Here is a 16,060-nt window from a genome sequence, read left to right as displayed (position 1 = left end):
ATGAGCGATCCCGTCCGCATCATCGAGATGGGGCCGCGCGACGGCCTCCAGAACGAGAAGACGCCTGTGAGCGTCGAGGCGCGTATTGCCTTCATCGAGGCGCTGGTCGGAGCCGGGCTTGATACGGTCGAGGTCGGGGCCTTCGTCTCACCCAAGGCGATCCCGCAGATGGCAAGCTCCGATGCCGTGCTGCGTGGCGTGAGCCACCTCAAGGGCGCGGAATTCCACGTGCTGGTGCCGAACGAGAAGGGCTATGACGCCGCCCGCGCTGCGGGCGCGAAAGTGGTGTCCGTGTTCGCTGCGGCCTCCGAGGGCTTTTCGCGTGCCAACATCAACTGCACCGTCGCGGAATCGATCGAACGGTTCAAGCCGGTGCTGGCGCGTGCCAAGGCCGACGGCGTGCCGGTGCGCGGCTATATCTCCTGCGTGCTCGGTTGTCCCTTTGACGGCGAGATCAAGCCAAAAGCTGTCGCCGATCTCGCCAACACGCTGTGGGAGCTCGGTTGCTACGAGATCTCGCTCGGCGACACCATCGGCGTCGGTACGCCGGCCAAAGCCAAGGAGATGCTGCGCGCGGTGAGCACCAATATCCTGCCCGCCAAGCTCGCGATGCATTTCCACGACACCTACGGACAGGCGCTTGCCAATCTCTATGCGGGGATGGAGGAGGGCGTGCGTGTGATCGATGCCGCCGCGGGCGGTCTCGGCGGCTGTCCCTACGCGCCGGGCGCGACCGGCAATGTCGCGACCGAGGATGTCGTCTACATGCTCGAGGGCATGGGCGTCAGGACCGGCGTCGACATGGCGAAGTTGCTCGCGGCAACGAACGAGATGAGCGGCGTGCTGGGCAAGCCGCCCGTGAGCCGCGTGGCGTCCGCGCTGAATGCGAAGAAGAAGCGGAGCGCTTCCTAGTTCTCCGTCATTGCGAGCGCAGCGAAGCAATCCAGAGTCCCTCCGCGGAAGGACTCTGGATTGCTTCGTCGCTTCGCTCCTCGCAATGACGACTGAGAGAGCTTCGTAGAGTGAGCAAAGGCGCGCAGCGCCGTGCCCACCATCTTTCTCAATCATTGGCAAATGGTGGGCACGCTGTCGCTTTGCCCACCCTACGAGACCTTCGATCAGGCCGCCTTCAACCCAACATCTGGCAGGCGGGGCCGGTTCTTGAGGGCGCGGACCATCATGGCCTCGACCTCGGCCTTCTCCTGCGGCAGCAGCGCGAGGCGGGGCGGGCGGGTGAGAGCGGTGCCGCGGCCCATGATGTGCTCGCACAGCTTGATGCACTGGACGAGGTCCGGGCGGGCGTCGAGATGCAGCAGCGGCATGAACCATTCGTAGAGCGGCATCGCTTCGGCGAAGCGACCGGCCCTGGCGAGGCGGAACAGCGTCTCGCCCTCGCGCGGGAAGGCGTTGGACATGCCGGAGACCCAGCCGACGGCGCCCATGGCGATGCTCTCGACGATGACGTCGTCGAGGCCGGCGAACAGCACGAAGCGGTCGCCGACCATGTTGCGGGTGTCAATGAAACGCCGCGTATCGCCCGAGGAGTCCTTGAAGCAGACCACGGTCTCGACGTCGGCCAGCGTGGCCAGGATGTCGGGCGTGACGTCGTTCTTGTAGATCGGCGGATTGTTGTAGAGCATCACCGGCAGGTCCGTCGCGCTGGCGACGGCGCGGAAATGCGCGGCGGTCTCGTGCGGCTTGGACGAATAGACCAGTGCCGGCATCACCATGACGCCGTCGATGCCGACGCGCGCGGCTTCCTTGGCGGTCTCGACGGCGAAAGCCGTGGTGAATTCGGCGATGCCGCACAATACGGGCACGCGCCCGGCCGCGACTGATTTCGCCGTCTCCATGATCGCGACCTTTTCCTTGCGCTCGAGCGAGGTGTTCTCGCCGACCGAGCCGCAGACGATCAGGCCGGAGACACCGTCGCGGATCAATCCGTCCATGACTTTCGCCGTCGCGTCGATGTCGAGCGAGAGATCGTCGTGGAATTGCGTGGTGACGGCCGGGAAGACGCCTTCCCAGGAAACGCGGCGGCTCATGAAGTGACTCCAAGCAAGGTTGCTGGCGGGGGGCTGGGACCGCCGGCTGTGGTGAAGAGGATGGCGGGGAAAGTTAGAGCGTGGCGCCGACCTTGCGCAGCTCGGCGAGAACCGGTGCCTTGGGCAGCCAGATCTTGTCGAACTCGGCGATGACGGCCTCGGTGTCGCCGGCCGGGACCTGGCGGATCGGAATCGGCGCGTTCTTGAAGTTCTCGATCAGGGCGGGCTCGTTGCCGGCGAGCTCGTCGATCTGCGCATCGAGCGTGGACTTGACCGTCTTGGCGATCAGCTCGCGGTCGGCTGCGGGGAGCGTCTGCCAGACCCGCCCGGAGACGACTGCGGCCATCGGCATGAAGACGGCGTTCATCTGGAGGATCACCTTCGAGACCTTGTCGAAGCGCTGGTTCCAGGAGAATTCGAGATCGGCCTCGAGGCCGTCGACCTGGCCGTTGGCCATCGCGTCGAACACCTGCGGCGTCGGGATCGGCGTCGGGGCGGCACCGAGCGAGGAATAGAAATCGCGATAGACCGGCGTCGGGTTGATGCGCAGCTTCATTCCCTTGATGTCGGCGAGGCTCGCCAGGTCCTTCGACGAGAACACGGCGCGCATGCCGGTGATGCCCCAGCCGAGACCGACGGTGCCAGTCTCCTGCGGCAGCACCTCGAACAGCTTGACGGCGACGGGATGCCGAACGAATTTCGCCACCGCCGGCGTCGAGCGGACGATGTAGGGCGCGTTGATCGCGGCGATGTGCGGCACGCGCGAGCCGAGCTCGGCGGCCTGGATGAAGCCCATGTCGAGTGCGCCGGACTGCAATTGCTGCATCATCGCCGGCTCGTTGCCGAGCTGGCCGGAGTGGAACACGGTCAGGGTCAGGCGGCCGTTGGTGGCGGCCTTGAGATCATCGCCGAATTTGAGCGCGGCCTTGTTCCAGGAATGGCCGTTGGGCGTGATCAGCCCGAGGCGGAATTCCTTGGCCTGGGCGAGCGCGAGCGAGGGCGCAAACACCGATGCGGCGGCGCTGGCGGCGAGAAAGCGGCGGCGTGAAAGCGGCATGGTCGGGCTTCCTTTTTGAACGGGCCTATTTGATGAGGATCAGCGAGAGCGACGGATAGAGCGAGAGCAGCACCAGCAGGACGCAGGAGATGACGAAGAAGGGCAGCGTCACCATGAACATCTTGCCGGGCTTGGCGCCGGTGACGGCGGCCGCGACGAAGAAGCAGAGCCCAACCGGCGGCGACAACAGGCCGAGCACCAGGTTGATCACCACCACGACGCCGAAATGCCGGGGATCGATGTGATAGACGTCGGTCGCGACCGGCAGCAGGATCGGCACCGTCATGATCAGGCCGGGAATGCCGTCGATGACAGTGCCGATCACCAGCAGGATGACGTTGCAGATCAGCATGAAGCTGATCGGGTCCTTGGCAGCCGTCTGGATCCAGGCCGCGGTTTCCTGCGGGACCTTGCCGAAGATCAGGACCCAGGAGAACACGGCCGCGGCGGCCACGAGGAACAGCACGATCGCCGAATAGATGCCGCTGCGCAGCATCATCTGCGGCAATTGCGAGAACTCGAATTCCTTGGTCCAGTATTTGCCGACCAAGGCAGCCGCAACCGCGCCGACGGCGGCGGATTCTGTCGCATTCGCAAGGCCGCTCAAGATGGTGCCGACGATGACGATCGGGATCAGCAGGGTCGGCGAGGTCCGCAGGATCGTCATGACGCGCTGGCGCGGCGTCTGATAGTCGGCACGCGGATAATTGTAGACGTATCCCATCAGCGCGATGACGAGGCAGAACATCACGGTGAGGATCACACCCGGCACGATGCCGGCGATCAGCATGTCGCTGACCGAAACCTGTGCCAGCACGCTGTAGACCACGAACATCACCGACGGCGGGATGATCGGGCCGAGCATGCCGCCATAGGCGGTCAATCCCGCCGCAAAGGTCTTGTCGTAGCCCTTCTTCTCCATCTCCGGCACCATGATCTGGGCCATGATCGCGACCTGCGCGGTCGCAGATCCCAGGATCGAGGAGATGAACATGTTGGCGAGGATGTTGACGTAGGCGAGCCCGCCCTTGAGCGAGCCGACGAACGCCATCGCCATGTCGACGATGCGGCGGGTGATGCCGCCGCCGTTCATGATCTCGCCGATCAGGATGAACAGCGGAATCGCGATCAGGCCGTAGCTGTCGACACCGCCGAACAGCTGCAGCGGATAGGACTGGAACAGCACCGGATTGCCTGATGCCGCGATGTAGACGAGGCCGGCGAGGCACAGGCAGAGCCCGATCGGCACGCCGACCAGCATGATCGCGACGAAGGCGGCGGACGTGATCATCAGTTGACCCCGTCGAGCTCGGAGAGCTGAAAGCCTCTCGGCGGCGTGCGCGGCACCAGCTCGAGGTCTTCCAGCAAATTGGCGAGGCCGTGGATGGTCATTGACGCCGCGAAGATCGGCAGCGTCAGATAGAGCACCCAGGTCGGCCAGTTCAGCGTCTGGGTGTGCTCGGTGTAGACAAAGTTGAAGGTCTCTGCTGCCAGCTTGCGCCCGTCGAAGCCGGCGCGGGCAAGGCCAATCGGATCCATCCAGAGCACGCAGGTGATGATGAGCGCGACACCGAACACGACGACGAGGCCTGTCGAGATCACCTTTGCGATCTTCTGGTGCTGTGGCGAGAGGCGCTCCGTCAGCATGGTGACCGCGAAATCGAGCCGCAGCCGCGTCATCGCGGATGCCCCGACGAAGGTCAGCCAGACCACGCAATAGACCGCGGATTCGTCGATCCAGTAGATCGGGAAGCGCGCGTAGCGGGTGACGACGTTCACCAGGATCAGGCCGGTGAGCAGGTACATCAGGCCCATCAGCGCGATGCGCTCGACCGCGAGCAGGGCGCTGGAGGCGCGGACGACCATGCGTCGAACGCTGAATGCGCGCGTGGCCGGCATCGTCTGCTCGATCATGAAAGAGGCCCCAATCCCTGAGAATTGTCGTGCTAAGGTCAAATGTATAATTTATACATTTCGGGTGTCAAATGCAGATTGCGGTCATTTCGGCGGCAGGACGCGCTTTTGGTGGGCACCGGGCTTGTATGGCTATTCGGCTTTTGCCTGGGCGTCTCATCATGCAAGAGAGACCGCGTCGGCCGATGAGTCGGGAAGGACAACGGAAGGTCAGATGAAACAGCCTCTGAAGCATCGCACGCTGTCGGCTGCGATCGTGGATCAGCTCAGACAAGCCATCCTCGACGGCACCTATCCGGCCGGCTCCCAGCTGCGTCAGGATGCGCTTGGCGACACCTATGGCGTCAGCCGCATTCCTGTGCGCGAGGCGCTATTCCAGCTGGATGCCGAAGGTCTGGTGCGGATCGTGCCGCAGAAGGGCGCCATCGTTTCGGAGCTGTCGCTGGACGAGATCAACGACGTGTTCGATTTGCGCTGCATTCTGGAGCCGCGACTGCTGGCGCAGTCGGCGCCGCATTTCTCCGCGGACGACTTCGATGCGCTCGACGACATCCACAGGCAGTTCGAGAAGGCGATCAAGGCGAAGAATGTCAGCGACTGGGGCCAGCTCAACGCCGACTTCCATCTGGCGCTCTATATGCACGCCCCGCAACCGCGCACGCGCGCGATCGTGCTGTCGCTGCTCCAGACCAGCGATCGCTACACGCGGCTTCAGCTCTCCAACACCAAGGCGATGGGCACTGCGGAGAAGGAGCACGCCCATCTGATCGCGCTGTGTCGGGCGCAGAAGGTCGATGAGGCCTGCCGGTTCCTGGAGCGGCACATCGAAGCCGTGCGCAAGGACCTGTTGCAGGTCGTGGCCGGCAGCGCGATCGCGCCGAAGGGGCGGCGGAAGAGCCAGCCGTAGTCGATGCGCTCGTAGCGTGGGCAAAGCGAAGCGTGCCCACCACTTTTAGCGGAATCACAAGAGATGGTGGGCACGGCGCTGCGCGCCTTTGCCTACCCTACGGCAATTGCGATTGCCGCTACCTGCTCCCGTCCGGCCCCATCACGAGATCCGGCAGTGCGGTCGAGATGCCCGGCACGAAGCACAGCAGCAGCACCGCGAGCATCATCAGCAGCACGAAGGGCAGGGTGCCCCAGATCACCTCGCTCAAGGGAATGTCGGGCGCGACGTTGCGGATGACGAAGATGTTGAGGCCAACAGGTGGATGGATCAGTCCCATCTCCATCACGATGGTCATGACCACGCCGAACCAGATGATATCGAAGTTGGCGGCGCGCAGCGGCGGCAGGATGATCGGGGCCGTCATCAGGATGATCGAAACCGGCGGCAGAAAGAAGCCGAGCACGACGACCATGACGAGGATCGCGAACAGCAGGCCCCAGCGCGGCAGATGCATCGCGACGACGGATTCGGCGACCGATTGCGAGATGTGCAGATAGCTCATGACGTAGGAATAGAGCAGCGACATGCCGATGATCATCATCAGCATGGTCGATTCTCGGATCGTCGATTTCATGATGGGCGCAAGATCGCTCGGCCGCCACACACTGTAGATCGCCGCGATCAGCGCCAGCGCCAGCAGGCCGCCGAGGCCCGCTGTCTCCGACGGCGTGGCATAGCCGCCATAGAGCGCGATCATGACGCCGGTGAGCAGCAGCACGAAGGGGATCACGCGCGGCAGCACACTAAAGCGCTCGGCCAGCGTGTATTCGTCGCGGGCGAGGATCGCCGCTTCCGGGCCGCCTTTCTTGTAGATCGCTTCGGCCGCGGCGTATTCCTGGCGAAAGCGGATCACGGCATAGGCGCCGAACAGGCTGACCAGCAGCAGGCCCGGACCGATGCCGGCAAGGAACAGCCGGCCGAGCGATTTTTCGGCTGCGACCGCGAACAGGATCATGGTGATCGACGGCGGCAGCAGAATGCCGAGCGTGCCGCCGGCGGCGATGATGCCGGCCGCGAAGCCGCCGGAATAGCCGCGCTTGCGCATCTCGGGGATGCCGGCCGAGCCGATCGCCGAGCAGGTCGCCGGGCTTGAGCCCGCCATCGCCGCGAACAGCGCGCAGGCGAACACGTTGGCGACGCCGAGTCCGCCGGGGACGCGGTGCAGCCAGGCATGCAGGGCCAGATAGAGATCCTGGCCGGCGCGCGACTTGCCGATCGCCGCGCCCTTCAGGATGAAGAGCGGGATCGACAGCAGCGTAATCGAGGCCATCTCTTCGTAGACGTTCTGCGTCACCGTATCGAGGGACGCTGTGGGCATGTAGATGCCCATGAATACGACGGCGACTGCGCCGAGGGCAAAAGCAATGGGCATGCCCGAAAACATCACGACCAGCGTCGCAATTCCGTAGGCGAGGCCGATACCGAACACGCTCATGGACGCTTCGCTCCTGCTAAAGGCTTGGCTCCTGCGAAAGGCAGCGCAAGCTGCACGAGGATCTGGATGCAGAGCAGGCTCATGCCGAACGCCATCAGCGAGTAGGGGATGGCGAGCGGCGGCGACCACATCGAGTTGGAGACCTGGCCGTCGACATAGGCCTCATGGGCCAGCGTCCAGGACTTCCAGGTGAAGAAGGCGCAGAACAGGAACGTCGCGGCGTCGACGAGCCAGAGCCGGATCCGGTTGGCCAGCGGCGACAGCAGCCCGACAAAGGCCTCGATACCGATATGGCCGCGGTTCTGCTGCACGTACGCAGCGGTCATGAAGGTCGCGCCGACCAGCAGGAATACTGCCGCTTCGTCCTGCCAGTAATTGGCGGCCTTGAACAAGGCACGGCTGAGGACGCTGTAGCTCAGGATGGCGCAGGCCGCGACCAGCGCGATCGCTGCGAACACGACGATGATGGTGTTGAGGATGGCGAGACCGCGATCGACCGCCGCCGCAAGGCCTGTCCTTGCGGCGGCGCTGGTCTGGTCGTCACGATCCGGGAGCGGACCGTGGCTCATGCAGCGACGTCGGTGGCGAGCTTGAGCAGGTTCGCGGCGGTCGCGGTCTTGGCGCCGTAATCCTTCCACGCGGTGTCGCGGGCGATGTCGCGCCATTTGCCGACGGTGGCGGCATCGAGCGCCGAGACCTTGGCACCGGCCTTCTCGTAGACCTTGGCGACCTCGACGTCGTCGTCCTGTGCGCCCTTGCGGCCGAACGCCTCGAGCTCCTCGCCGACGGCGACCAGGACGTCCTGCTGGTTCTTCGGCAGCTTGTCGAAGATCGCCTTCGACATCATCAGGGGCTCGAGCATGAACCAGTAGGAGGCGCCGGCGCCTGATGTCAGCGATTTGGCGACCTCTTCGAGGCGGAACGAGATCAGGCTCGTGGAGGAGGTGATGCCGGCGTCGCAGGCGCCGGTCTGCATCGCCGCGTAGATTTCGTTGGAGGGCACCGACAGCACCGAGGCGCCGGCGGTCTGGAGCACCATGTCCATCTCGCGCGAGCCGCCGCGCACCTTCATGCCCTTGGCGTCTTCAGGCGCGACGATCGGCTTGGAGCGGCTGGCGACGCCACCGGCCTGCCACACCCAGGACAGCAGGATGATGCCCTTGTCGGCGAGGAAGTCGGAGAGCGCCTTGCCGACCGGCTCCTTCTTCCAGCGCATGCCCTGGTCGTAGGTGGTGACGAGGCCCGGCATCAGGCCGATATTGGTCTCCGGCAATTCGCCGCCGGCGTAAGGCATCGGATAGAGCGAGATGTCGAGCGCGCCCTTGCGCATCGCGGAGAACTGCGCGTTGGTCTTGATCAGCGAGGAGTTCGGGTAGATCTCGGCGGCAATGTCGCCATTGCTGCGCTTGCTGACCTCGGCGGCGAACATGCGGCAGAGCCGGTCGCGGAAATCGCCCTTGTCGATGGTGCCGCCCGGGAATTGATGCGAGATCTTCAGCGTGGTCGCCGCATGCGCGGTCCCGGTGCCGAAACGAAGAATGGCGGGTGCGGCGACGGCGGTCGCGATCAGGTGGCGGCGCGTGAACATGGTGTGATCCCCTTGAACGTTTCTTCGAACGGTTCTTGTTTGCTGTGATTGGGTGGGTCGTTGAGACCAGCGCGTAGGCCCATCCTAGCCGGTCTTCCATCCGATGATCTCTAGTCTGATAGTTCGAGACGGAATGCCGCGGCAAGGGCCGGCATTGCTGCGCTGCACACTCGTCGTTCGTTCCGCGCCGTTTCAGCGGCGCCATACGCGAAGGTGATTGCGGCGAATAGGTGGATGGCAGCATCCCGCAAAAATTTATCGGCGGCGGCGTAACAACGCTGGCGGTCGATCCGTCGAGATCAGATAGCGGCGTCCGTCGCTGACAAACACGATCTCGAAGGGAAGATGATCCATGACCATTCGTAACCGCATCGCGCTTGGCGTCTCGGCTGCCGCTCTCTCGCTTGGCCTCGCGCTGTCGCCGGCCGCCTTTGCCCAGGACAAGATGGGCAAGGACGACGGCATGATGAAGAAGGACACGATGTCCAAGGACGGCATGAAGAAGGATGCCATGTCCAAGGACGACGGCATGAAGAAAGACCACATGTCGAAGGACGGGATGAAGAAGGACGACGGGATGATGAAGAAGAACTGATCTTCCACCGTCGTCGCAGCGTTTGCGACATGCAGACGCACGCTCTCGAGACGCCGGGGGCGGTCATTTGGACCGCCCCGCAGTGATGTCTTTGGTTCAAGTTCAATTGCAAATTCAATTGAACGTGAGGTGTAAACGCTACTTGCGCTTGGCCTTGCGGGCGGCGTAGCGGGCGTCGCGCTTGGCCTTCTGCTCGGCCTCGAGCTCGGCCGCCTTGGTTGCCGCTTCCTCGGCCTCACGCGCAAGTCGCGCAGCTTCGGCGGCTGCAGCTTCTTCCGCGATGCGCTTCTGCTCGGCCTTTTCCGCTTCGCGCGCAGTCTTTGCCTCGGCGCGCTTGGCCGCGAGGGCCTCGCGCTCGGCGCGCTTCGCCACCACCGCGGGATCATCGGGCCCGGGCTGCGACTTGAATTTGTTCAAAAGATTTTTGCGTGCTTCCTGCGCGGCCTTTTGCCGGTCGGAGAAACCTGGTTCCCTGAATCCACTCATCGAACGAACCTTGTCATCCTCGCTTTCAGTCTTACATCACTGTCTGTTGGTACGTCGGCTGGGCATAGCGGGCGCCGCGCGACGTAGAAGCGTGTACATCGGCGCGCGTCGCGAAGCCACCCATAATCGCAGCCGATCAGGTAGACGAAATATCGCCCCCCGACGATCTCTCGTAGCCCGGAAAAACTGCCGAATTGTGATGTCCCTCATAAAGGGGCCCCGAGGCGACGCCTAGCGTTTGCCCCGATACGAGACGGAGCACGGGCATGACGATCTCAAGACTGAGCCTGAAGGCGCTCGTAATCGCCGTCGCGGTGGCAGCCGTGGCCGGCGCGGCGCTGCTGCTCGCTCGTCCGCAGCCGATCGAAAGTGCCGTCCTCGGTACGGACTGGGAATGCACCCAGACCGCATTCGTGCTCACGACCTGCGCACCCCGGGTCCGCGAGGCGATCCCGGCCGTCGAAACCTCGCGCAAGGATGCGATCCGCCAGACCCGGGGCTGAACGGGAGAGGCTGGACGGGATGTGACGCCACGCCGCAGAGGTGATAAAGCGCGCCGCGCCCCTGTGATCGGTCAGCCATGTCCAAGCCCGAGTCAAAGCCCGAGTCCAAGCTTTCGTCCACGCCCAAACCGGGCGAGACACCGAAATCCCCGCCAAAACCTCAGTCCGGCGACAACCGGCGTGGCGCCATGGCCGGCCTGATCATCGCCATCGTGATCCTTGGCGTCGGCTGGTGGCTTGCCCGCGATCTCACCGCCGCCAGCAAGATGCAGGACTGCCTGATGTCGGGGCGGAGCAATTGCAACGTGATCGAGCCGGCCCGCTAGAACCGCTCCAGCGCGGCCCGCGCGGACGAAAAAATGCCGTGATCTTAATCATTTGTAACGGGACTAGCCGACCAAAGCAGGTCAGTTATGTCAGCCGGCATCAGCCAGGCGCGAGGCGAATCGTCTATCGCGTCAGGCACCACGGCAATCGAGAGAGTAGGGGGTCGAGCACGCATGAGTGCGTCCAGTCGTATGAAGATCATCATTCCCTTGGTTTCGGCCATGTCACTGCTCGCGCTTTCGGCGCAGGCACAGGACGCAACTGCGCCAAGGCATGACGGCCATCCGTCGGCAGGGCCGGGCGCCGGTGCGCCGCCACCGAACATGCGCAAAGGCCCGCCACCGCAGCAGACGGCCCGGCCTGCGCCGCAGCCCGGCGGTCCGCCCCATGCCGGCCCCGGTCCCGGCGGCCCCCACAATGCCGGCGGTCCGCCGCCCGGTCGTAATTTCGCCCGTGGCCCCGCGCCGGCGCGCGACTGGGGCGGACACGCCTATCGCGGTAATTTCGCCTGGGATGGTGGACGCTGGCGCCACGAGGTCCACAACGGCCGTTCCGGCTGGTGGTGGGACGTCGGCGGCGTCTGGTACTATTATCCGCAGCGGATGGCCGGTCCGCCCGCCTATATCTCGGAGGAGTACTACGACGACGTGCCGGTGGCCTATGCCCCGGCGCCGCCTCCGGTCGCCTATGAGCCGCCACCTCCGCCTCCGCCGCCGGCTGATCCCGGCGCGAGCGCGCTTGGTGGCGCCATCGTCGGCGGCGTGCTCGGCGGGTTGATTTCGGGCAACGCCTCGGGCGCGGCCGCAGGCGCCGTGATCGGCGGTGCGACCGGCGCGATTGCCGGTGCCACCGCCGCCTCGCGGCCCGGCTATTATCTGGCCCAGGGCAATTGCTACTACCGTTATCCCAGCGGCCAGTACGTGCAGGCCGATCCGCGCGCGTGCTACTGAAAATCTGAAAGCCAATATCTGAAGCGAAGAGGCGGGTGGAAAGCCCGCCTCTTTTGTTTTGGTGCCGATACGCCGGTCTCATTCGGCAGCGCACAACAACTGCCTCAAATTAACGCTGGCGCTCGTTGCCGCTTCACGCGAGTCTCAAAAGAAAAACGTCGGGACAAGATTCGCGGGGATGTGGGACATGCTGGATGCAATCCAGATCAGCGTGGCGTTGTGGGCCATGATCGTGTGCGGCGGGATCAAGCTGGCACAGGTGGCGCATTTCCTGTTCTAGCGCGTGATCCGCTGGGCCAAGCCTTCGTGCGCGGAGCTCCATGTGCGGAGCGTTGCGCGTGGAGGAGAGGGTGATCGCCTCGTGCGTTACGACACGAGCCAGTTGAAGAATGCCATCGCGCCCCAGACCAGGCCTCCGATCCAGGCCAGCATCACGATGCCGATAGTCGCAAGAAGGCTGACGCCAAACAGGTCGAACCTGTCCCGCGGTGTCGGGACGCGCGCGTCGGCTGCTGCTTCTCGTGTCATAACCGGCAAGACCACATGTCATCTCGCATCTTTGCGAGTGTTGAGCGCTGTTTAGCGGAGACGCCGGGTGCAGGCTGTGAGGCAATTCACAGATCGGTCCGAATGATGTCCGCTCTCACGGCTTCGTGCGGGACATGTCCCGAAACGATCCCGCCGTTCACGATGGAAATGACACCGCAATCATACGGACGAAATTGCCATCTGCTTGTCCAGATCGGGCGGATAGAATTGGCCTCATGTGTACCAAGTACGATCCACAGCATGAGGCTGAAGCCGCAATGAAGCGGGCCGCGGCCTCCGAAGGCGACGACCGGCAGAGACTCATAAAGCTGGCCCTGGCCTGGCATCAGCTCGCCCGCGATCGGCGCGACGAGCAGACGGACTGACTGCACTCAGGCGGGGACTGCCGGTCAGCGCGGCCGTCTCCCGATTTCGGACAAACGTGATTTGGCTTGATGATGTCGTCGTAGGCAGGTGATGCCATGCGCAGTGCGGCCGTGCGCGACACATGTTGTCTCCCTGCGTCGCAGCATCGTTGCAGTTCTCATCGATAGGAACAAAAACCCAATTATCTCAATGTCATAATATGTCTAGTTGCCAAATTATGTTGTTTTTGGGTCACGCTTAATTGCTAATCGTTGCTGGGAACCCGAACAGTAATTGCCCGTCCTCCTTCGTTCGACGTATTGCTTAGCGACTCGATATTGACGGCTATTCATTCGTTTTTCTGGAATTTCTTTAAGGGGGGTGGGAATGACTTCTTCCGTGACCCGTAAGGCCCTTTGGCTCGGTGGCGCTGCCTTTCTTGCGCTGGGGACATCGGCCAACGCGCAAAACATCGACACCCTTCCGCAGTGGAACGGGACCAGCTTCATCTCCTCGTATGGCGTGCCGAACACCGCGACCTACGGCCAGACCTTTACGCCGACCTCGGGGCAGACCAGGCTGAGCGGCTTCACGTTCCAGCTCGGTTTCGCCTCCAACCCGATCGCGTCGCAGGCCTTCGTCTATCAGTGGGACTCAGCCAATAGTCGCATCGTCGGTCCCGCGCTGTTTAGCTCGGGGACGATCAACTTGGCGGCGGGGGCCGGGTTTACTGCCGTCACGGTCAATACGGGCAGCGTCGCGCTCACGGCCGGACAGCAATACGTCCTCTTCCTGACGACGTCGAACCTCCAGGGCGGGGCGCCGGCGTCCTCCTCGCGCTGGGGCGCGCTGACCAACAACACGGCGATCCCCAACGGCCAGTTCGTCTTCCAGAACAATGGTCCGACATTCGCCAATCTGTTCACGAACACTTGGAGCAACATCGGCGAAGATCTCGCGATGCAGGCCTTCCTGTCGGGTGGCAATACCGGCGAGAACCTCGCCCAGGCGCAATCAGGCGCATTCCAGCTCGGCAGCTCCTACCTCTCGCTGCTGACCGATCCGTTCGCGACGAACAAGGTCTCGACGACGGGCACGCTGAGCTATGCCGGTGAGAAGCCGGTGCCGCCCGCGGTACGCTCGGCCTTCGGCGCCTATCTGAAGGCGCCGCCTCCGCAGGTTGTCTACGTCCCGCACTGGGATGTCTGGGGCGCGGCGTTTGGCGGCGCGAACAATACCGGCGGCAATGTCGCGGCCGGCACGTCCGATCTCTACACCCGCGTCGGCGGCGTCGCTGCCGGTGCGGACTATCGCTTCACCGCGGACTCGCTGATCGGCTTCTCGCTCGCCGGCGGCAACATCAACTGGTCGGTGACGCCGACGGTTGCCGGCGCCGGCAATGGCGGTGGCACCAGCGACACCTTCATGGCGGGTGTCTACGGCAAGTACGGCTTCGGGCCGGGCTATATCTCCGCGGCCGGCACCTACACCAATTACTGGATGGGCACGAGCCGTTCCACGACGCCGGGCGTCGATCTCTACAAGGCAGACTTCGAAGCCCAGGGTTGGGCAGGTCGCATCGAGGGCGGCTACAAGGTCGGCCAGTACTGGACCGTGAACTGGACGCCCTATGGCGCCATCCAGGGCCAGTGGTTCCGAACGCCCGGCTATACCGAGGCCACGGCGTTGGGTCCCGCCGCCGGTGCCCTGGCCGTCGTCGGCCGCACGGCAACCGCCTATCGCGGTGAGGTCGGCCTGCGCACCGACAAGATCGTGCCAGTGGACAATGGCGGCCAGCTCAATTTGTTCGGCAAGTTCGCCTACGCTCATGACGAGATCAGCAATCCGTCGGCGACGCTCAGCTTCGTCGGTCTCGGCGGCGTCGGCGCTGCGCCGTTCACCGTGTTCGGCGCGACGCCGGCACGTGACCTGGCGCTGACCACGGCCGGCGCCGAGTGGCGCACGGCGAAAGGCGTCTCGTTCCTGGTGAAGTTCGACGGCGAATTCAGCGACCGGTCGCAGACCTACGCCGGCACGGGCCGCATTCGCTACACCTGGTGAGCGGGCGCTCGCAGGGGACCCCAGGCGCGAGGCCGGCCATTGCTCGCCTCGCGCCTTTGTTTTTCTGAGGTAGCATGAGAAAGCCCCGTGCTCGGGGGGACAAGCACGGGGCCCTTCAAAGCCGACCGGGGCAGGGGAGGTCGGCACCACTCTGCTTCGTTGCATCAACTCTGCGGTCGCGGTCTCGTTCCGCGCGGCTTTCGTATTTTGTCGCGCCGCGGTTCGCTGTGACCGGTGTTGTGGTGACCCCGCCTCACTCGCTCGCAGGAACGTCTGTTCCTCGCCGACGTTGCCGTGCCATGACTGACACCGAATTGCGAGCACAGTCGTTCGAGATCGCCTGGAAATATCTGGATCGATCCGGCTTGCTCACAGGCGAGCACCGGGAGGCAGCCCGCTTCATCCTGAACAGGATCGATCGCATGATGCTGCGTGGAGAGCGACGCCGACTGCTGCTGTCGAACGCCGCGATCGATGCGTACCGCTTGCGGCCGATGCTCGTGACGCTGGATGCATGAACTGTCTGGAGAAGTGAAACGCAGCATTAAGACATGCGCGGTGCCGATTTTTGCGATTACGATTCGTGCTTTGCGAACGAAGCGGAGTCGGATCGTGAACAAACGAAATGTCGGCCGGGTGTTGGTTGATTTGGCGCAGCGCCCGGATCAATCGATCGCCAGGCATTCTTCCAAATGTGGCTTCTGGTGGCCGCGCCGCGCCCACGCCTGAACGGCAAAGGCGAGTTCATGCTGGCTCGTCGCGACGTTCGCAATGGAGGCCTGTGCCACCTCGATACGCTTTGTGACCACACTGGTGTTCACGACCCCCGCATCGATTGCCAAAAACGCCATAGCGATCACGGCAACCGCAGATGCGATAGCCATTCTCGTCCACTCGGCTGGCAGCATGGGAATCCTTATCGGGCGCACGTCGTTCGGCGCTTAGATAGGGGACATCTGTCCGGTTGGAAGGCCGCTGCGAGCGTACCCACGCGTTCGTGAAGCACGATAGATTTTGGTGACTGCGTGTGCGCCGACGGCTCGCTGGCACCACGGACTGCACTTGGCGATCCCGGCAGGAATCGAACCTGCAACCCTCAGAGTAGAAATCTGATGCTCTATCCAGTTGAGCTACGGGACCGTCTTGAGCCGCCTGATCCCGGCGGCCGGCCGTTCATCTACCATGCCAATATGAAAAATATCGTCTTTCGCCAAGCCTGAACCGAACCGTTTTCGCACCTAAAGCGACAAAGCGAG

Annotated in this window: 18 protein-coding genes and 1 tRNA gene; 8 read left to right on the top strand and 11 right to left on the bottom strand. The window is 63.8% G+C overall.

Annotated features, from left to right (window positions below):
- Window positions 1-912 (top strand): hydroxymethylglutaryl-CoA lyase, encoded by a 912-nt coding sequence (locus AC1RR3_RS31345; protein ID WP_492827944.1) that lies wholly within the window; start codon window positions 1-3, stop codon window positions 910-912.
- A 206-nt stretch (window positions 913-1,118) separates the two neighbouring features.
- Here the strand turns inward: AC1RR3_RS31345 and AC1RR3_RS31340 are convergent, their stop codons facing one another.
- The 4 genes from AC1RR3_RS31340 to AC1RR3_RS31325 all read right to left on the bottom strand — a co-directional run bounded on the left by AC1RR3_RS31340 (window position 1,119) and on the right by AC1RR3_RS31325 (window position 5,001).
- Window positions 1,119-2,045 carry a dihydrodipicolinate synthase family protein gene (locus AC1RR3_RS31340; protein ID WP_492827942.1) on the bottom strand — a complete coding sequence of 309 codons (927 nt, stop codon included), beginning with the start codon at window positions 2,043-2,045 and terminating at the stop codon, window positions 1,119-1,121.
- A gap of 73 nt (window positions 2,046-2,118) precedes the next feature.
- Window positions 2,119-3,102: a TRAP transporter substrate-binding protein gene (locus tag AC1RR3_RS31335; RefSeq protein WP_492827941.1), complete on the bottom strand. Its 984-nt coding sequence runs from the start codon at window positions 3,100-3,102 to the stop codon at window positions 2,119-2,121.
- Between the two features lie 25 nt (window positions 3,103-3,127).
- Entirely contained in the window at window positions 3,128-4,393 is a 1,266-nt protein-coding gene (locus AC1RR3_RS31330) for a TRAP transporter large permease (RefSeq protein WP_492827939.1), read from the bottom strand.
- Window positions 4,393-5,001, bottom strand: coding sequence for a TRAP transporter small permease (locus tag AC1RR3_RS31325; protein ID WP_492828185.1), 609 nt, complete (start codon window positions 4,999-5,001; stop codon window positions 4,393-4,395). The genes AC1RR3_RS31330 and AC1RR3_RS31325 overlap by 1 nt, the downstream gene beginning before the upstream one ends.
- A 229-nt stretch (window positions 5,002-5,230) precedes the next feature.
- Between AC1RR3_RS31325 and AC1RR3_RS31320 the strand changes: the two genes are divergently transcribed.
- Window positions 5,231-5,923: a GntR family transcriptional regulator gene (locus AC1RR3_RS31320; RefSeq protein ID WP_492827937.1), complete on the top strand. Its 693-nt coding sequence runs from the start codon at window positions 5,231-5,233 to the stop codon at window positions 5,921-5,923.
- A gap of 118 nt (window positions 5,924-6,041) precedes the next feature.
- On the opposite strand, the gene AC1RR3_RS31315 is transcribed toward AC1RR3_RS31320, so the two are convergent.
- From AC1RR3_RS31315 to AC1RR3_RS31305, 3 genes are read right to left on the bottom strand one after another with little or no spacing between them, the layout of a single operon-like run.
- A complete protein-coding gene (locus AC1RR3_RS31315) occupies window positions 6,042-7,400 on the bottom strand; it encodes a TRAP transporter large permease (protein ID WP_492827935.1) in 1,359 nt (452 codons plus the stop codon).
- Window positions 7,397-7,969: a TRAP transporter small permease gene (locus AC1RR3_RS31310; RefSeq protein ID WP_492827933.1), complete on the bottom strand. Its 573-nt coding sequence runs from the start codon at window positions 7,967-7,969 to the stop codon at window positions 7,397-7,399. The genes AC1RR3_RS31315 and AC1RR3_RS31310 overlap by 4 nt, the downstream gene beginning before the upstream one ends.
- A complete protein-coding gene (locus AC1RR3_RS31305) occupies window positions 7,966-8,988 on the bottom strand; it encodes a TRAP transporter substrate-binding protein (RefSeq protein WP_492827931.1) in 1,023 nt (340 codons plus the stop codon). The genes AC1RR3_RS31310 and AC1RR3_RS31305 overlap by 4 nt, the downstream gene beginning before the upstream one ends.
- Before the next feature lie 352 nt (window positions 8,989-9,340).
- On the opposite strand from AC1RR3_RS31305, the gene AC1RR3_RS31300 reads away from it, so the two are divergent.
- Window positions 9,341-9,583, top strand: coding sequence for a pentapeptide MXKDX repeat protein (locus tag AC1RR3_RS31300; protein WP_492827930.1), 243 nt, complete (start codon window positions 9,341-9,343; stop codon window positions 9,581-9,583).
- Window positions 9,584-9,721: 138 nt separating this feature from the next.
- On the opposite strand, the gene AC1RR3_RS31295 is transcribed toward AC1RR3_RS31300, so the two are convergent.
- Window positions 9,722-10,069: a DUF6481 family protein gene (locus AC1RR3_RS31295; protein WP_492827928.1), complete on the bottom strand. Its 348-nt coding sequence runs from the start codon at window positions 10,067-10,069 to the stop codon at window positions 9,722-9,724.
- A 266-nt stretch (window positions 10,070-10,335) separates the two neighbouring features.
- Here AC1RR3_RS31295 and AC1RR3_RS31290 point away from each other — a divergent pair, with 266 nt between their 5' ends.
- From AC1RR3_RS31290 to AC1RR3_RS31280, 3 genes are all read left to right on the top strand, one after another.
- Window positions 10,336-10,572, top strand: coding sequence for a hypothetical protein (locus AC1RR3_RS31290; protein WP_492827926.1), 237 nt, complete (start codon window positions 10,336-10,338; stop codon window positions 10,570-10,572).
- Window positions 10,573-10,649: 77 nt separating this feature from the next.
- Window positions 10,650-10,898: a hypothetical protein gene (locus AC1RR3_RS31285; protein ID WP_492827924.1), complete on the top strand. Its 249-nt coding sequence runs from the start codon at window positions 10,650-10,652 to the stop codon at window positions 10,896-10,898.
- 174 nt (window positions 10,899-11,072) lie between these two features.
- Window positions 11,073-11,849, top strand: coding sequence for a hypothetical protein (locus AC1RR3_RS31280; protein WP_492827922.1), 777 nt, complete (start codon window positions 11,073-11,075; stop codon window positions 11,847-11,849).
- A gap of 366 nt (window positions 11,850-12,215) precedes the next feature.
- Here AC1RR3_RS31280 and AC1RR3_RS31275 read toward each other — a convergent pair whose 3' ends face one another.
- Complete coding sequence (locus AC1RR3_RS31275; RefSeq protein WP_492827920.1) at window positions 12,216-12,377, bottom strand: hypothetical protein; 162 nt, start codon at window positions 12,375-12,377, stop codon at window positions 12,216-12,218.
- A 765-nt stretch (window positions 12,378-13,142) separates the two neighbouring features.
- Here AC1RR3_RS31275 and AC1RR3_RS31270 point away from each other — a divergent pair.
- Window positions 13,143-14,804 (top strand): autotransporter family protein, encoded by a 1,662-nt coding sequence (locus AC1RR3_RS31270; RefSeq protein ID WP_492827918.1) that lies wholly within the window; start codon window positions 13,143-13,145, stop codon window positions 14,802-14,804.
- A gap of 299 nt (window positions 14,805-15,103) precedes the next feature.
- Window positions 15,104-15,322 carry a hypothetical protein gene (locus AC1RR3_RS31265; protein ID WP_492827916.1) on the top strand — a complete coding sequence of 73 codons (219 nt, stop codon included), beginning with the start codon at window positions 15,104-15,106 and terminating at the stop codon, window positions 15,320-15,322.
- 147 nt (window positions 15,323-15,469) lie between these two features.
- Here AC1RR3_RS31265 and AC1RR3_RS31260 read toward each other — a convergent pair whose 3' ends face one another.
- Together AC1RR3_RS31260 and AC1RR3_RS31255 are read right to left on the bottom strand one after the other, a co-directional pair.
- Window positions 15,470-15,688 (bottom strand): hypothetical protein, encoded by a 219-nt coding sequence (locus AC1RR3_RS31260; protein ID WP_492827914.1) that lies wholly within the window; start codon window positions 15,686-15,688, stop codon window positions 15,470-15,472.
- A gap of 179 nt (window positions 15,689-15,867) precedes the next feature.
- Window positions 15,868-15,944 (bottom strand) — tRNA-Arg (locus AC1RR3_RS31255).
- Window positions 15,945-16,060: the final 116 nt, after the last annotated feature.

The sequence above is a fragment of the Bradyrhizobium sp. GW821-FHT13H05 genome (assembly GCF_058804065.1).
The sequence above is the reverse complement of the archived record's forward strand: the minus strand, read 5'-3'. Positions and strand labels throughout refer to the sequence as shown.

Coding starts and splice junctions, on each gene's coding strand:
- AC1RR3_RS31345 (WP_492827944.1), top strand. CDS start 1: ATGAGCGATCCCGTCCGCATCATCGAGATGGGGCCGCGCGACGGCCTC.
- AC1RR3_RS31340 (WP_492827942.1), bottom strand. CDS start 2,045: ATGAGCCGCCGCGTTTCCTGGGAAGGCGTCTTCCCGGCCGTCACCACG.
- AC1RR3_RS31335 (WP_492827941.1), bottom strand. CDS start 3,102: ATGCCGCTTTCACGCCGCCGCTTTCTCGCCGCCAGCGCCGCCGCATCG.
- AC1RR3_RS31330 (WP_492827939.1), bottom strand. CDS start 4,393: ATGATCACGTCCGCCGCCTTCGTCGCGATCATGCTGGTCGGCGTGCCG.
- AC1RR3_RS31325 (WP_492828185.1), bottom strand. CDS start 5,001: ATGCCGGCCACGCGCGCATTCAGCGTTCGACGCATGGTCGTCCGCGCC.
- AC1RR3_RS31320 (WP_492827937.1), top strand. CDS start 5,231: ATGAAACAGCCTCTGAAGCATCGCACGCTGTCGGCTGCGATCGTGGAT.
- AC1RR3_RS31315 (WP_492827935.1), bottom strand. CDS start 7,400: ATGAGCGTGTTCGGTATCGGCCTCGCCTACGGAATTGCGACGCTGGTC.
- AC1RR3_RS31310 (WP_492827933.1), bottom strand. CDS start 7,969: ATGAGCCACGGTCCGCTCCCGGATCGTGACGACCAGACCAGCGCCGCC.
- AC1RR3_RS31305 (WP_492827931.1), bottom strand. CDS start 8,988: ATGTTCACGCGCCGCCACCTGATCGCGACCGCCGTCGCCGCACCCGCC.
- AC1RR3_RS31300 (WP_492827930.1), top strand. CDS start 9,341: ATGACCATTCGTAACCGCATCGCGCTTGGCGTCTCGGCTGCCGCTCTC.
- AC1RR3_RS31295 (WP_492827928.1), bottom strand. CDS start 10,069: ATGAGTGGATTCAGGGAACCAGGTTTCTCCGACCGGCAAAAGGCCGCG.
- AC1RR3_RS31290 (WP_492827926.1), top strand. CDS start 10,336: ATGACGATCTCAAGACTGAGCCTGAAGGCGCTCGTAATCGCCGTCGCG.
- AC1RR3_RS31285 (WP_492827924.1), top strand. CDS start 10,650: ATGTCCAAGCCCGAGTCAAAGCCCGAGTCCAAGCTTTCGTCCACGCCC.
- AC1RR3_RS31280 (WP_492827922.1), top strand. CDS start 11,073: ATGAGTGCGTCCAGTCGTATGAAGATCATCATTCCCTTGGTTTCGGCC.
- AC1RR3_RS31275 (WP_492827920.1), bottom strand. CDS start 12,377: ATGACACGAGAAGCAGCAGCCGACGCGCGCGTCCCGACACCGCGGGAC.
- AC1RR3_RS31265 (WP_492827916.1), top strand. CDS start 15,104: ATGACTGACACCGAATTGCGAGCACAGTCGTTCGAGATCGCCTGGAAA.
- AC1RR3_RS31260 (WP_492827914.1), bottom strand. CDS start 15,688: ATGGCTATCGCATCTGCGGTTGCCGTGATCGCTATGGCGTTTTTGGCA.